The sequence below is a fragment of the Rhizobium lusitanum genome (genome assembly GCF_014189535.1).
Taxonomy (GTDB): domain Bacteria; phylum Pseudomonadota; class Alphaproteobacteria; order Rhizobiales; family Rhizobiaceae; genus Rhizobium; species Rhizobium lusitanum_C.
Genome location: NZ_CP050308.1, coordinates 1,669,104 through 1,683,854, shown reverse-complemented (window position 1 = coordinate 1,683,854; position 14,751 = coordinate 1,669,104). Strand labels below are relative to the sequence as shown.

Sequence of the window (14,751 nt, the reverse complement as noted above, 5' to 3'; positions counted from 1 at the left end):
TGATGCGAGGTGGTGTCGTTGGGCAATCTGGTTTTCGTCGCCAAGGAGACCGTGGGGGATGAAACGCGCGTCGCGGCATCCGTCGAAACGGTGAAGAAAATGAAAGGCCTCGGCTTCGATGTCGTGGTGGAAGCGGGTGCTGGCGCCTTGTCGCGCATTCCGGATGGCGAATACGAAGCCATCGGCGCGCGCATCGGTGCCGTCAAGGATGCCAAGCGGGCCGATGTCGTCCTCAAGGTGCGGCGGCCGACACCCAAGGAAATTACCGGCTACAAGCGCGGCGCCATCGTCATCGCCATCATGGATCCCTATGGCAACGAAGCAGCCTTGGTCGAAATGGCGAAGGCCGGGCTGACCAGCTTCGCCATGGAGTTGATGCCGCGCATTACCCGCGCGCAGTCGATGGATGTTCTATCGTCGCAGGCCAATCTTGCCGGCTATCAGGCGGTGATCGAGGCGGCTGCCGTTTATGACAGGGCGCTGCCGATGATGATGACGGCGGCGGGCACTGTGCCGGCGGCAAGGGTTTTCGTCATGGGCGCGGGTGTTGCCGGCCTGCAGGCGATTGCGACGGCACGACGACTTGGCGCGCAAGTGTCGGCGACGGATGTTCGTCCGGCCGCCAAGGAGCAGGTCGCCTCGCTCGGCGCGAAATTCATTGCCGTCGAGGATGAAGAGTTCAAGGCGGCGGAAACAGCCGGTGGCTACGCCAAGGAAATGTCGCGGGATTATCAGGCCAGGCAGGCCGCTCTCGTGGCCGAGCATATCTCCAAGCAGGATATCGTCATTACCACGGCTCTGATCCCCGGCCGCCCGGCGCCGCGGCTCGTCAGCCGCGAGATGCTGAAGGCGATGCGGCCCGGTGCCGTTGCCGTCGATCTCGCCGTCGAGCGCGGCGGCAATATCGAGGGCGCCAAATTCGGTGAGGTAGCCGATGTCGAAGGCGTCAAGGTGGTCGGCTATGCCAATATGGCCGGTCGCGTTGCTGCGAGCGCCTCTGCTCTCTACGCGAAGAACCTCGTCACCTTCCTGGAGACGATGGTGGACAAGGATAGCAAGAGCCTTGGGCTCAACCGCGCTGACGAGTTGATTAAGGCGACGATGCTGACCGATGGCGGCGAAGTCGTGCATCCGAATTTTGTCGACCCGGATCAGCCGACGGTCAACAAGGGAGATGTCTAAATGGCCAGCCAGGCAATAGATCAAGCGCTCCAACAATTGAATGACGCCGTGACTGCGGTGAGGACCGCCGCAGCGCAGGCCCCCGAGACCGTCAGTGCAGTCTCCGGCGGCGCGATCGATCCCTTCGTTTTCCAGCTGGCCATCTTCGTGCTGGCGATCTTCGTGGGCTATTATGTCGTCTGGTCGGTAACGCCGGCCCTGCATACGCCGCTGATGGCGGTGACGAACGCGATCTCCTCGGTCATCGTCGTCGGCGCGCTCCTGGCGGTCGGCATTTCCGCGAGTGGGCTTGCCACGGGCTTTGGCTTCGTGGCGCTGGTGCTTGTCTCGGTCAATATCGTCGGCGGCTTCCTTGTCACCCAGCGCATGCTGGCGATGTACAAGAAGAAAGAGAAGTGAGAGCGGCATGCTGAGCAATATCGCGGCCTTCCTCTATCTCGTTTCCGGCGTGCTGTTCATTCTGGCGCTGCGCGGCCTGTCGCATCCGGCCACCAGCCGCCGCGGCAATCTCTACGGCATGATCGGTATGGGCATCGCCATCGCCACGACGCTGGTATTGGCGACGCCGTCCTTCGGCGGACTGGTGCTGATCGTCCTTGGCCTTGCCATCGGCGGCGGAGCAGGGGCCTATATTGCCCGTGTCATCCCGATGACCTCGATGCCGCAGCTCGTGGCCGGCTTCCACTCGCTGGTCGGTCTGGCGGCCGTGCTGGTTGCGGCTTCGGCGCTTTACACACCGTCTTCCTTCGGCATTGGCAATATCGGCTCGATCCATACCGAGGCGCGCATCGAAATGGCGATCGGTGTCGCCATCGGCGCGCTGACCTTCACCGGCTCGATCATCGCCTTCCTGAAACTCGATGGTCGCATGTCCGGCAAGCCGATCCTGCTGCCCTATCGTCATCTCATCAATGCGGCGCTGCTGGCGCTGATCCTGTTCTTCATGGTGGGCCTGGCGATCAGCGAGAGCCATTTCGATTTCTGGGCGATCGTCGTCCTGGCGCTGGCGCTCGGCGTGCTTCTGATCGTGCCGATCGGCGGCGCCGACATGCCGGTCGTGGTCTCGATGCTGAATTCCTATTCCGGCTGGGCCGCGGCGGGCATCGGCTTCACGCTCGGCAATCTGGCGCTGATCATCACCGGCGCGCTGGTCGGCTCCTCCGGCGCGATCCTGTCCTACATCATGTGCAAGGGCATGAATCGCTCCTTCGTCTCCGTCATTCTCGGCGGCTTCGGCGGTGAGGCTTCTACCGGCGGCACTGACAACAGCGACAAGACGGTCAAGCTCGGCTCGGCCGAAGATGCCGCCTATCTGATGGCGAATGCCTCAAAGGTTATCATCGTGCCGGGCTATGGCATGGCGGTGGCGCAGGCGCAGCATGCGCTGCGCGAGATGGCCGATCGCCTGAAGGCCCATGGTGTCGACGTGAAATATGCCATCCATCCGGTCGCCGGCCGCATGCCCGGCCACATGAACGTGCTGCTCGCCGAGGCCAACGTGCCCTATGACGAGGTGTTCGAGCTTGAGGACATCAATTCGGAACTGGCCCAGGCCGATGTCGCCTATGTCATTGGCGCCAACGACGTCACCAATCCGGCCGCGCGTGACGACAAGACCTCACCGATCTACGGCATGCCGATCCTCGATGTCGACAAGGCCAAGACCTGCCTCTTCGTCAAGCGCTCCCTCGGCTCCGGCTATGCCGGCATCGACAATACGCTGTTCTACAAGGACGGCACGATGATGCTGCTCGGCGACGCCAAGAAGGTGACGGAAGCTATCGTCAAGGCGATGAACGAGTAAAACGCCAGCCGCAGCATTGTTTGACAAAATATGTAAAATACGTATTTTACATATTTAAGAAGGAGGCCGCGATATGACGGGGGTGTTAAAGGTTTCTGCGACCGAGTTTTCGCGCAGCTTTGCAAAATATCAGGATGAAGCGATCGCCGCCAAGGTGATCGAGATCACCAGTCATGGCCGCGTTGTTGGCGGCTATCTCTCTGCCAGCGAATTGGCTCACTACGAACTATTGAAGCGCAGGGAGCGCGAAGTTCTTATCGTCGGCGAACTCGATGATGAGACGATAGCCGATATCGAAAACGCTCAATACGGTGTTGTGCCTAGGTGAAGTATCCCGAGCCGGCGCCTGGCCTTGTTATCCGCTATGCGTTCCTTTGGGGTAGCGATCACGAGCGTGGCATCTACGAAGCTGCAAAGGATCGCCCCTGTGCAATCGTCTTGGCGACCAAGGTCCGCGATGCTGGCCTTTTTCAAGCCGTTGTTGTGCCGATAACGCATTCCGAGCCAACGCGTTCTGATCCGACCGCATCGGTGGAGATTCCGCGAGAGATTTGTAAGCGCCTCGGTCTCAATGATGAAAGGCATTGGGTTCGCATTACCGAGCTGAATCGTTTCATTTGGCCCGGCTACGATCTTCGGGAACGGCCGGAACAACCTGGTCGTATCGACTATGGTCTTCTACCGGAGCCATTCTTTGAAAAAATAAGATCGGCGATCGTGGAGAGAAACAAAATCCAGAAACTTCGGTTCACGCCGCGAGACAAATAGTTACTAGCTTCACGTCCGCTCTCGCTCGCGCTCCATGGTGCTGCGCAGGGCGTTCAGCACCCAGACGAGGCCCGTTGGCCGGAAGTCGACCTCGACATTGCCGCCGAAGGCTGCCGCCGCATGGGCCTTGGTGACGGTGGTGCCGAAGCCTGTGGCGGTCGGTGACTTGACCGGCGGGCCGCCGCTTTCCGTCCAGGTGAACTGGATCATCGGTCCGATATCGCCGTCGAGATTCGTCCACTCGATGGCGATCTTGCCCTCGGGCGCGGAAAGCGCGCCGTATTTCACCGAATTCGTCGCCAGTTCATGCAGCACCAGTCCGAGATTCTGCACGGCTTCCGGCTTCAAGACAAAATCCTGACCATCGATGTCGAGCTGCTGTGGTGCTTGCAGGAAGGTGGCCAGATGAATGTCGATCACCCGTCGCAAGGATACGCCCGACCATTGTTCGCTGGTCAGCACCTCGATCGACCGCGCCAGTCCCTCCAACCGGTCGGCGACGGCGCGTTGAAAGGTATCGACGCTGTCGGTTTGCCGGGCGAGCTGGCGGGTCATCGCCTGGGCGAGCGCCAGCAGGTTCTTGGTGCGGTGGACGAGCTCGTGCATGACGAAATGCAGCCGGTCCTCCGTTTCGCTACGATCGAAGGAGGCGTTGGACAGCGCTATGGCGACCTGATTGGCCTCGATGACGCTGGTTTCGACCGGTGAAACGATCTCACCGCGGCCCATGCGTTCGGCCATCTCGGCGACGCTCCGTATGGTGGTACGCACCTGGCGGGCCAGCGCATAGACGGCAATCAGCGCGACCAGGAGCAGAGTGACGCCACCATAGATCAGGAAGCGCCAGGTGCTCATCAGCGACGCCTGCGCGGAGGCGACAGGTCCCCATACGACGGCTTTCCAGGACCAGCCGGGAATCTGCGCATAGCCGAGCAAAGAGTGCGGCAGGATATTCTCATCCTGATAGACGCCGCTCGAGGCGATCAGTTTCGGCAGAATGTCCTTGTTGAACGGATCGCCGGGAGAGAGATTTGCGGGGCCGCTGGCGGCGACGATATGGCCGGAACTGTCGATGACCGCGGCCGACCAACCAGGGGCAAGGGCGTCTGTCGTGACGAGCTTGGCGAGATCGGCGGCATCCTGCGTCATGGCCAGGGCGGCGCCGGCCGGCGAATGGTCGAGTGGCAGGGTGACATTATAAACCCAGCGGTGGATTTTGGATCCGACGAAGACATCCGAAGCTTCGATGCGTCCCGAGTTGAGCGCCGATTGCAGCGCCGCCATATTGCCGGTCTTGCCAAGCGACGTACTGAGTGGCCATCGCGTATTCAGTCGCATCTGGCCGTCCTTTTCCAAGACCAGGACAAACAGCGAATCGGTACGCAGTACCGTCTCCGTCCGGTAGAAGAAGGTGGCTATATCGTTGTGTTCCAACTCCGGCGAGGAGGAGAGCAACCGCAGAGTTGTCGCCATATCCTGCAATTGCCGGTCAATGGTACGGCCCAGCGCCTGCGCGTCCTGAACCGCGTCGCGCTTCAATACGTCGCGCTCGTTGTTCTCGAGCTGGACCAGCAAGAGTGCCACGAAGGCAAGGATCGGCAAGGCAATCGCCAGCGCTATGGCGATCAGATAAGCTCCAATCGAAGCCCTTGGGAAATGCAGCTTTTTCATAACACGATCAACCGATCGGACCACCATAGGGTTCGAGCGCGTCTGCGAAGGTGGAAATAGCGGTTTCAGTTATCATGCCGAGCGCCCCCATGCTTTTGTCCGAGCAGCATGTTCTCGAAAGTGTCATGTTATTGCCCGGCAAAATTTGTTGCAACATACGAAAAGTCACCGCCGTTAAATCGTAAGTGACGCCGGACGCTTCGGGTGAACGCGGCATGGATTTGACGTCGATCGTCGTATGGATCATTCGCCGTCCTTCGTAAATCGCGACAGGCGGAATGGAGCGAGCTGCGCCTCCAAATGTCCACCGGAAATCTCTTCCGCTGCAAGCAGTCCGACGAGCGGCGCCAAGGTCACGCCGGAATGCAGGACGGCGAGATAGAGGCCCGGCGCGGCATCCACGCTGCCGATGATCGGGAAGCCACCCTTCGGGTTCGGGCGATAGCCGATCGTATAAAAATCGAGTTCGAGCTCTTCGCTGCCACGCAACATGGCCCGGACCCGGGCAAGAATTTCCTCGGCAGCCTTGCGCGGATCGTCGCTGGGATCGCCGCCGCCGAAATCGCTGCCGGCGATGATCCGGCCTTCTTGCGTCTGGCGCATATGCAGTTCCGGCGCCATGACGAGGCCATTCAGCAGCGGAGGGTGAGGGCGGGAATGCGCGATCAGTCCCGGCGGCGTTTCGATCGGCACATCGATGCCGATGGCGGCGGCGAGCGGAAGGATACCGGCGCCGGCGGCAAGGACGACATGATCGGCAAGCAGCGTGCCGTCGGTGGTCTCAACGCCGGCAATCCTGCCGTTCTCCTGCAAAAGTCGCGTCACTTCCGTGTCGAATGATAGCGTCGCGCCGTGCCGGGCGGCATCTTCCAGCAGAAGATTGGCGGCGGCGACGGGTTCGACGGCGCCTTCTTCTGCGACATGCACGGCAAAGGCGGGCGGATCAATAAGGCTTGGTTCGATGGTGGCGCTCGTCGCGCGGTTGACCGGCTGTATGTCATAGCCCCAGCCGTGATGCTGCGCGAGATAGGCCTCCAGCTCGGCCTCTGGCATGTCCCAGCAGAGCCCGCCGCACCAGGAGAGCGGCAGGCCGGGAATGTCGGTCGCCAGCCGCGACCATTCCGCCATCGAGCGGCGGCGGAAATGGTAATAGAATTCAGGGTTGCTCCAGCCCGCATTGATCCAGGCAAACGAACAGGGTGTCGCCTCGCCGCCCGCCTTTTTGGCGATCACGGTGACATCAGCGCCCTTGCGTGCCAAGTGCCAGGCGATGGATGCGCCGATGATGCCGGCGCCGACCACGATGATTTTCTGGGGAGAGGGCATGTCGTATGTCTCGTTCGGATTTGGGTCTAGCGCGAGACTATGCGCTCAACAGCGCAAAGAAAAGCCGCCGGGCGGATGATCGCCGGGCGGCCCACTGTTTCGATGCTATGCGGCGATCTCAGCTACCTGCGCTGACGCGCGCCAGGCCGTCCTTGCCCGGCTGGTAGCTCGGGTCGAGGTTGACGGCGTGCTGGTAGGAGCGGCGAGCCTTGGCCTTGTCGCCGCGCTGCTCGTAGACGAACGCCTGATTGGCCCAGGATTCGGCAACCTTGTTGTCGAGGTCGATCGCGTGGTTGAAATCGGCGAAGGCGTTGTCTTCGTCTTTCTGGGCGAGGTAGGAAATACCGCGGCTGTTGTAGGGCTCGGGCGAATTCGGCGACAGCGAGATCGCCTTGGAGAAGTCGTCGATCGCCTTATCCTGCTGATTGCGCTTCTGGAAGATCACGCCGCGGCCATTGTAGGCGCGGCCATCCGTCGTGCCGAGGCTGACCGCCTTGGAATAATCGTTGAAGGCATCATTGTCGCGTCCGGACTGGCGATAGAGGTTGCCACGGCCGATATAGGCGACATCGTAATTGCCATTGATTTGCAGCGCGGCGCTGTAGTCCGCGACGGCTTCCGGCAGCTTGCCCATGTTGCGGTAGATGAGCGCGCGGTTGGCGTAAGCCTGGTAGAACTTCGGATTAATCTGGATCGCCTGGTTGAAGTCCGCAAGGGCGCGGTTGAAGTCGCCGGCGCGGCCATAGGCGGTGCCACGAACGTTATAGCCTTCAGGATCCTGCGGATTAGCGTTGATGACCGACGTCAACGAGGCAATGTTTTCCGAGGAGCCTTGGGCCTTGTCGATGCGGATTACCGTATCGGTGGAGGCTGTCTGGCAGCCGGAAAGGCCGATCGCAGCAAGAAGTGCCAAAGCAGGCAGGGCAGCTGTGCGCTTCGAAACAAAGGAGATGAGGTTCGAAGTGTGGAACTGTTCGGACGTCGTAATTGCCATTATCGGGTTCGCTTTCCCATGCGTCATATCGGGCTGCTCTGATTTAATCCGATTTGCATGGAGAATAAATCAAAAAGGCGGCGGCGAACGATTCGCCCCCGCCAGACATGCATTTGAAAACGTCGAAAAAACGACGATTACCGTGCAACCACACCTTCGCGCTGTGCGCGCTTGCGGGCCAGCTTGCGAACGCGACGAACGGCTTCGGCTTTTTCGCGAGCACGCTTCTGCGACGGCTTTTCGTAAAAGTCGCGCATCTTCATTTCGCGGAAAATACCTTCGCGCTGCATCTTCTTCTTGAGAGCGCGGAGAGCCTGGTCGACATTGTTATCGCGGACAAGTACCTGCACGAGAATCACGTTCCTTTAGTTTGGTTGTTACCTGATGCGACGGAGGCGCCAAAAGGCAAAAATATAACGTTCGCGCGGCAGAAGCCTTGCGATTGGTTTGGCGCAATAACAGATCACTTTGTCAAAGTCTAGCCGGATCGTGCATTAGCAGAGGAAAAAGCAATTCGCAGGAGTCGAGACAGGCTTGCAATACCTTGATCGCGTTGCCATGGCTATCGAAGATGGATTGCCTCGCCATACTTTGCGAGACTGACATGCCTGTGCGAAGATCCAGCATCACGTTGTTACTCTATGCTATCGCGGTAGTCCCGGCGTGGGTCAAAGGAGAATCGCGGCATGACATTCACGAACGTCCTCTCCGCCGAAAGACTGTTTGCGGCGGCACTTGTCTTTGCTGTTCTGGCCGCGACGCTTGCGCCAGTCACCGCCGGCGAGGTCCGTTTCGGTAAGAATGTTCGCGTCGGCGGTCACGATTTTTCAAACCAGAGGTTCGACAGCAAGAATCGGGCTAGAATCTATATTTATGACCGCAAGCCACGGAAAGAGGGCTGCGTCTGGCGCAAAGACGGCCATGGTGGGCGGGTGAAGATCTGCCATTTACAGCGCAAATAGGGCTGCGAATGAACGAGATGTGGACTGTCTAGCTTTGCATTCTTTTTAACCGTGTCGAAAGCCGGTGCGGAATGCGTCGCAAAAGAGCCGTTGTGTCGGTTTTCGATTTGCGATTTGTATGGCCGATGAAACGGGCTTGTTGCCTGAAGGAGTTGAGGGCGAATGCGTAAATACTCGGTTTTTGCCGTGGCACGGGAAGCGATGCGGGCTCACAAGGGCTGGGAGGCCCAATGGTCCTCGCCAGAGCCGCGCAAGGAGTATGACGTCATCATCATCGGCGGTGGCGGCCATGGTCTGGGCGCTGCCTATTATCTCGCCAAGGAACATGGCATCACCAATATCGCCGTGCTCGAAAAGGGCTGGCTCGGCGGCGGCAATACCGGCCGCAACACGACCATCATCCGCTCGAACTATCTCTATGAAGAGAGCATGCACATTTACGAGCATTCGATGAAGCTCTGGGAAGGGCTGTCGCAGGATCTCAATTACAATGTCATGTACTCGCCGCGCGGCGTGATGATGCTGTCGCATAATGTGCATGACCAGCAATCCTTCAAACGGCATATTCATGCCAACCGTCTCTACGGCATCGACAATGAATGGCTGACGCCGGAGCAGGCCAAGGCTTTTTGTCCGCCGCTCGATATTTCCGGCAGCGCGCGCTACCCGATCAACGGCGCGGCTCTCCAGCGTCGTGGCGGCACGGCGCGTCATGATGCGGTTGCCTGGGGCTTTGCTCGCGCAGCGTCTGATCGCGGCGTGCATATCATCCAGAATTGCGAAGTGACTGGCATCCAGCGCGGGCCGGATGGACGCGTGACCGGCGTCGACACCAACCGTGGCTTCATCGGCGCCAAGAAGATCGGTGTTTCGGCGGCTGGCCACACGACGGTGGTCATGCAGATGGCCGGCGTGCGCGTGCCGCTGCAATCGAGCCCGCTGCAGGCGCTGGTTTCCGAACCGCTGAAGCCGATTTTCCCCTGCGTCGTCATGTCGAACACGGTGCATGCCTATATTTCGCAGTCGGACAAGGGCGAACTCGTCATCGGCGCCGGCACGGACCAGTATAATTCCTACAGCCAGACCGGCGGCCTGCAGATCATCACCCACACACTGGATGCGATCTGCGAGCTGTTCCCGATGTTCCGGCGCGTCAAGATGATGCGCTCCTGGGGCGGCATCGTCGACAACACGCCGGACCGCTCGGCGATCCAGTCGAAGACGCCAGTGCCGGGGCTCTATGTGAATTGTGGCTGGGGGACGGGCGGCTTCAAGGCGACGCCGGGCTCGGCTAATCTGTTTGCGCATCTGATCGCCCGCGACGAACCGCACAAGTTCAATGCCGGGCTCAATCTGGATCGCTTCCGCACAGGCCGCCTGATCGACGAAGCGGCGGCTGCCGCCGTGGCGCATTGATGCTGGCGCCGGTCGGGATCTTTCTTGCAGCAGGGCTTTCATTGCCGGCAGGAACGATCGTGACCGGAGTCAGCGATCTCTTTCCAGGGGCTGGGGATTTTCGCATGCAGGTGATCCACAAGGCGAAGGATGAAGCCGAATGGCCCTTTGTGGCCGAAAGCGGAACGCTGATCTGCGCCAAGGTGCTGAACAAGCCGGCGGTCTATTTCGTGCCGGAACAGAAACCTGAGGCGACGAGGGCTTTCGTGCTCGACATCGATCTGTTCGGCATGAGCCTGGTCAATATGGGGATGACCAACGTGCTGAAACCCTATGGATCGCTGGAGGCGCTCCTGAAGCGCATAACCCCTTTCGTCACCATGGGGCGCCAGCTCTGCGAGCAGCCTCCCGGCACCAATATCCCCGGTTCCGAGCTTTAACATTAGGTAGAAAACGATGCTGCTGATTTACTGCCCCTATTGCGAGGAAGAGCGTTCGGAACTGGAATTCCGCAATGCCGGCGACGCGCATATCGTGCGGCCGGAAAACATTGCCGGGATTTCTGACGAGGAATTCGAGCAATATTTCTTCCTGCGCGACAATCCGAAGGGTCTGATCTTCGAGCGCTGGCGGCATATTCACGGCTGCGGCCGCTTCTTCAATGCGGCGCGCGACACGATCAGCGACCGTTTCTACCTCACCTACAAGGCCGGCGAGCCGAAGCCGGATCTTTCGACATTGTTGCCGACGGCCAACGAGCCGGTGGCGCAGGATAAAAACGCACAAGAACAAACGGCAAAAAAAGAGGGATCTGCGGAATGAGCGGCGCCAATCGTATCGTGGGCAAGGGTCGTCTGACGCCGGCCAGAACCGCCCGCTTCACCTTTGACGGCAAAAGCTACACGGCGCTGGAGGGCGACACCGTCGCCTCGGCGCTGCTTGCCAATGGTGTCCACCTCGTCGGCCGTTCGTTCAAATATCACCGTCCGCGCGGCATCCTCTCGGCTGGTGCCGAAGAGCCGAACGCGCTGCTCGATATTTCCCGCGATGCCGCCCGCCGCCAGCCCAACGTGCGCGCCAGCGTGCAGGAGGTCTTCGACGGCATGAAGGCGCAGTCGCAGAACCGCTGGCCGTCGCTGGCCTTCGATGTCGGCGGCGCCAACAATCTGCTGTCGTCCTTCTTTGCCGCCGGTTTCTACTACAAGACCTTCATGTGGCCGAAGGCGGCCTGGAAGCATATTTACGAGCCGCTCATCCGTCGCGCCGCCGGTCTCGGCGTTGCGCCGACGGAAGAGGATCCCGATCACTATGCCAGCCGCTACGCCCATTGCGATGTGCTGGTGGTCGGCGCCGGTGTTGCCGGTCTTTCGGCGGCGCTCGCCGCAGCCGAAGCGGGTGCCAAGGTCATCCTCTGCGACGAACAGGCGGAAGCCGGTGGCGCGCTGCGTTTCGACGCCAGCGTGAAGATCGACGGTGCCGAAGGCTATTCATGGGCTCAGGGCGTCGTTGCCAAGCTCAAGTCGATGGACAACGTCGAGGTGCTGACCCGCACGACCGCGTTCGGCTATTACAACCATAACTTCGTCGGCCTCGCGGAACGCGTCACCGACCATCTCGCCAAGCCTGGCCGCGATCTGCCGCGCGAGCGTCTGTGGCAGGTGCGCGCCAAGCGCGTCGTCCTGGCGACTGGCGCGATCGAGCGCCATATGGTGTTCCCGAACAACGACCGTCCGGGCATCATGCTGGCATCGGCTGCCCGCACCTATCTCAACCACTATGGCGTCGCGGTCGGTGCCAAGATCGGCGTCTACACGGCGCATGACTCTGCCTATGAAGCGGCCTTCGACCTGAAGCGCGCCGGTGTCTCCATCGCTGTTATCGTCGACAGCCGCGTGCGGCCGAGCGAAGCGGTTGCCGCCGAGGCGAAGCGGCTCGGTATCGAAGTGCTGACCGACTACGCCGTCATCGACACGGCCGGCAAGCTGCGTGTTTCCTCGATGACGGTGGCGCGTAATGGCGGCTCTGGCTCGCGCAAGATCGCCATCGACGCCCTGCTCGTCTCTTCCGGCTGGACGCCTTCCGTGCATCTGTTCTCGCAGTCGCGCGGCAAGCTGAAATTCGACACCGAGAAGCAGCGTTTCCTGCCGGGCACCTATGTTCAGGATTGTCTCTCGGTCGGCGCCTGCAACGGCACCGACGGTTTGCAGGCGGCAATCGAGGAATCGCTTGCGGCAGGCGAGTTGATGGCGCGGGCGACCGGAGCTAATGGCAAGAGCAAGATATCGCTCCATGCCGAACAGGCTTTCGAATGGACCGGCGGCATGATCGGGGCTGCCGAAGGAGCAGGCCCCGACACCAATGCCAAGGCTTTCGTCGACTTCCAGCACGATGTCTGCGCCAAGGATATCCGCCTTGCCGTGCGCGAAGGCATGCATTCGATCGAGCACATCAAGCGCTTCACCACCAACGGCATGGCTTCCGATCAGGGCAAGCTTTCCAACATGCATGGCCTGGCGATCGCCGCCGAAATGCTTGGCAAGGACATCCCGCAGGTCGGTCTCACCACCTTCCGCGCGCCCTATACGCCGGTCACCTACGGCACACTGATCAGCCATTCGCGCGGAGCCTTCTTCGACCCCGCGCGCAAGACGCCGATGCATGCCTGGGAAGAGGCGCACGGCGCGATCTTCGAGGATGTCGGCAACTGGAAGCGCGCATGGTTCTATCCGCGTGCCGGCGAGACCATGCATCAGGCTGTCGATCGCGAATGCCGCACGGCGCGCGAAGTCGCCGGCGTGTTCGACGCTTCGACGCTCGGAAAGATCGAGGTGGTCGGACCGGATGCGGCGCAGTTCCTCAACCTGCTCTATACCAACGCTTGGGACACGCTGAAGCCTGGTCGTTGCCGCTACGGCATCATGACGCGCGAGGATGGCTTCGTCTATGACGACGGCGTCGTCGGGCGTCTGGCCGAGGACCGCTTCCATGTGACGACCACGACCGGCGGGGCGCCGCGTGTGCTGCATCATATGGAAGACTATCTCCAGACCGAATTCCCGCATCTGAAGGTGTGGCTGACATCGACCACCGAGCAATGGGCAGTCATTGCCGTGCAGGGACCGAAGGCACGCGAGATCATCGAGCCGCTGGTCGAGGGGCAGGACCTTTCCAATGAGGCTTTCCCGCATATGAGCGTTGCCGAGTGCAAGGTCTGCGGCGTGCCGGCCCGGCTGTTCCGCGTCTCGTTTACCGGTGAAGTCGGCTACGAAATCAACGTGCCGGCCGATTACGGCCAGTCGGTTCTGGAAGCCGTCTGGGCGCGGGCCGAGCCGCTGGGCGCTTGCGCCTACGGCACCGAGACCATGCACGTACTGCGCGCCGAGAAAGGCTACATCATCGTCGGCCAGGATACGGACGGTACCGTGACGCCTGACGATGCCGGGCTTTCCTGGGCCGTCTCCAAGAAGAAGACGGATTTCGTCGGCATTCGCGGCTTGAAGCGGCCTGATCTGGTGAAGGAAGGCCGCAAGCAGCTTGTCGGCCTTGTCACCCGCGACCCGAAGGTGGTGCTGGAGGAAGGCGCGCAGATCGTTGCCGATCCGAACGAGCCGAAGCCGATGACCATGCTTGGTCATGTCACCTCGGCCTACTGGTCGGAAAATCTCGGCCGCTCGATTGCCTTTGCGCTGGTTGCTGGTGGCCGCGAGCGCATGGGCAAGACGCTCTACGTGCCGATGCCCGACAAGACGATTGCCGTCGAGGTGACGGATCTGGTGTTCTTTGACAAGGAAGGAGGCCGGATCAATGGTTGATCTCGCAACCCGTAAAGTGCCGCTCACTGGCCGCCATGGCGGCTCCGGCACCGTTCGCCTGACCCCGGCTGCTGCCGCCAGCCGCATTGCGCTGCGCGCGCCTGATGATTCAATTGCCGGTCTTTCCAAGGCGCTCGGTGTGAAATTGCCGCGCAAGCCGAAGACGTCTGCTCACGGCCATGGGCGTTATGCTCTCTGGCTCGGCCCGGACGAATGGCTTGTGATCGACGATGGCGGCACCGAGCTTGTTGCTCTCGCGGCGTCTGCCGGCGTGCTGCATTCGGCAACCGATGTCTCCCATCGCAACACCGCGATCATCGTCTCCGGCCCAGGCGCGCAAGCGACGCTTGCCGGCGGCTGCTCGCAGGATCTGTCGCTTGTCGCGTTTCCTGTCGGCGCCTGCTCGCGCACGCTGTTCGGCAAGGTGGAGATCGTGCTGCTGCGGCTCGACGAGGAGACGTTCCGTGTCGAAGTCTGGCGGTCCTTCTCCGACTATGCGTTTGGTCTGCTTGCCGAAGCGGCGGAGGATGCGGGTCTTTAAGTTCGACAGGCCCTCGCGAGCAAAGCTGATATAAAGATCGGCCATTGCATGATGCCGATAGTTGATGGCAATCGATCTTGTTTGCCATCAATTTCGGTTGCATACTCGTTGTATCAGCGGGCTCGAAACACTCGCCGGCAATCAGTGCGCTGTGATGCGCGATACAAGGTTCGTGCTCATGGGCTCTGACAACGAAAGCCTTGAAGTTGATGCCAGGTCATGGACTGGAATAGGGACTCCGCCGAAAAGCTCAAAGCCCTCGGCGCGAAGTCAAAATTTCAGCATAGATTATATGT

16 protein-coding genes are annotated in these 14,751 nt (G+C 60.7%); 11 read left to right on the top strand and 5 right to left on the bottom strand.

The annotated features are described in order from the left end of the window. The first annotated feature begins 18 nt into the window (after positions 1–18). The 5 genes from HB780_RS21900 to HB780_RS21880 all read left to right on the top strand — a co-directional run bounded on the left by HB780_RS21900 (position 19) and on the right by HB780_RS21880 (position 3,754). Positions 19–1,182 carry a Re/Si-specific NAD(P)(+) transhydrogenase subunit alpha gene (locus HB780_RS21900; protein ID WP_183696478.1) on the top strand — a complete coding sequence of 388 codons (1,164 nt, stop codon included), beginning with the start codon at positions 19–21 and terminating at the stop codon, positions 1,180–1,182. After that, the gene (locus HB780_RS21895; protein ID WP_183696475.1) at positions 1,183–1,581 is read left to right on the top strand and encodes an NAD(P) transhydrogenase subunit alpha part 2; all 399 of its coding nucleotides are present in this window, start codon (positions 1,183–1,185) and stop codon (positions 1,579–1,581) included. A gap of 10 nt (positions 1,582–1,591) precedes the next feature. Then, positions 1,592–2,986 carry an NAD(P)(+) transhydrogenase (Re/Si-specific) subunit beta gene (locus tag HB780_RS21890; RefSeq protein WP_183697358.1) on the top strand — a complete coding sequence of 465 codons (1,395 nt, stop codon included), beginning with the start codon at positions 1,592–1,594 and terminating at the stop codon, positions 2,984–2,986. Between the two features lie 73 nt (positions 2,987–3,059). Beyond that, entirely contained in the window at positions 3,060–3,314 is a 255-nt protein-coding gene (locus HB780_RS21885; protein ID WP_183696472.1) for a hypothetical protein, read from the top strand. Then, positions 3,311–3,754, top strand: a complete 444-nt coding sequence (locus HB780_RS21880; protein WP_183696470.1) for a hypothetical protein — start codon at positions 3,311–3,313, stop codon at positions 3,752–3,754. The genes HB780_RS21885 and HB780_RS21880 overlap by 4 nt, the downstream gene beginning before the upstream one ends. Positions 3,755–3,763: 9 nt before the next feature. On the opposite strand, the gene HB780_RS21875 is transcribed toward HB780_RS21880, so the two are convergent. From HB780_RS21875 to rpsU, 5 genes are all read right to left on the bottom strand, one after another. Then, complete coding sequence (locus HB780_RS21875; protein ID WP_183696468.1) at positions 3,764–5,425, bottom strand: sensor histidine kinase; 1,662 nt, start codon at positions 5,423–5,425, stop codon at positions 3,764–3,766. 7 nt (positions 5,426–5,432) lie between these two features. After that, on the bottom strand, positions 5,433–5,672 hold the full coding sequence (locus HB780_RS21870; protein ID WP_183696465.1) for a hypothetical protein: 240 nt from the start codon (positions 5,670–5,672) through the stop codon (positions 5,433–5,435). Beyond that, positions 5,669–6,751, bottom strand: coding sequence for an NAD(P)/FAD-dependent oxidoreductase (locus tag HB780_RS21865; protein ID WP_183696462.1), 1,083 nt, complete (start codon positions 6,749–6,751; stop codon positions 5,669–5,671). Before HB780_RS21865 ends, HB780_RS21870 begins: the two co-directional genes overlap by 4 nt. A gap of 118 nt (positions 6,752–6,869) precedes the next feature. Then, positions 6,870–7,745, bottom strand: coding sequence for a tetratricopeptide repeat protein (locus tag HB780_RS21860; protein ID WP_183696459.1), 876 nt, complete (start codon positions 7,743–7,745; stop codon positions 6,870–6,872). Between the two features lie 137 nt (positions 7,746–7,882). Continuing rightward, positions 7,883–8,095 (bottom strand): 30S ribosomal protein S21, encoded by a 213-nt coding sequence (gene rpsU / locus HB780_RS21855; protein ID WP_077500520.1) that lies wholly within the window; start codon positions 8,093–8,095, stop codon positions 7,883–7,885. 336 nt (positions 8,096–8,431) lie between these two features. Between rpsU and HB780_RS21850 the strand changes: the two genes are divergently transcribed. The 6 genes from HB780_RS21850 (at position 8,432) to HB780_RS21825 (ending at position 14,455) form a co-directional block, all read left to right on the top strand. Beyond that, complete coding sequence (locus HB780_RS21850; protein ID WP_183696456.1) at positions 8,432–8,707, top strand: hypothetical protein; 276 nt, start codon at positions 8,432–8,434, stop codon at positions 8,705–8,707. 162 nt (positions 8,708–8,869) lie between these two features. Then, positions 8,870–10,123, top strand: a complete 1,254-nt coding sequence (locus HB780_RS21845; protein WP_047457069.1) for a sarcosine oxidase subunit beta family protein — start codon at positions 8,870–8,872, stop codon at positions 10,121–10,123. After that, positions 10,123–10,542 (top strand): hypothetical protein, encoded by a 420-nt coding sequence (locus tag HB780_RS21840; RefSeq protein ID WP_435693916.1) that lies wholly within the window; start codon positions 10,123–10,125, stop codon positions 10,540–10,542. Before HB780_RS21845 ends, HB780_RS21840 begins: the two co-directional genes overlap by 1 nt. 16 nt (positions 10,543–10,558) lie before the next feature. Beyond that, positions 10,559–10,924 (top strand): sarcosine oxidase subunit delta, encoded by a 366-nt coding sequence (locus HB780_RS21835; protein ID WP_183696454.1) that lies wholly within the window; start codon positions 10,559–10,561, stop codon positions 10,922–10,924. Beyond that, on the top strand, positions 10,921–13,914 hold the full coding sequence (locus tag HB780_RS21830) for a sarcosine oxidase subunit alpha (RefSeq protein ID WP_183696451.1): 2,994 nt from the start codon (positions 10,921–10,923) through the stop codon (positions 13,912–13,914). Before HB780_RS21835 ends, HB780_RS21830 begins: the two co-directional genes overlap by 4 nt. Continuing rightward, positions 13,907–14,455 carry a sarcosine oxidase subunit gamma gene (locus HB780_RS21825; RefSeq protein ID WP_183696448.1) on the top strand — a complete coding sequence of 183 codons (549 nt, stop codon included), beginning with the start codon at positions 13,907–13,909 and terminating at the stop codon, positions 14,453–14,455. The genes HB780_RS21830 and HB780_RS21825 overlap by 8 nt, the downstream gene beginning before the upstream one ends. Positions 14,456–14,751: the final 296 nt, after the last annotated feature.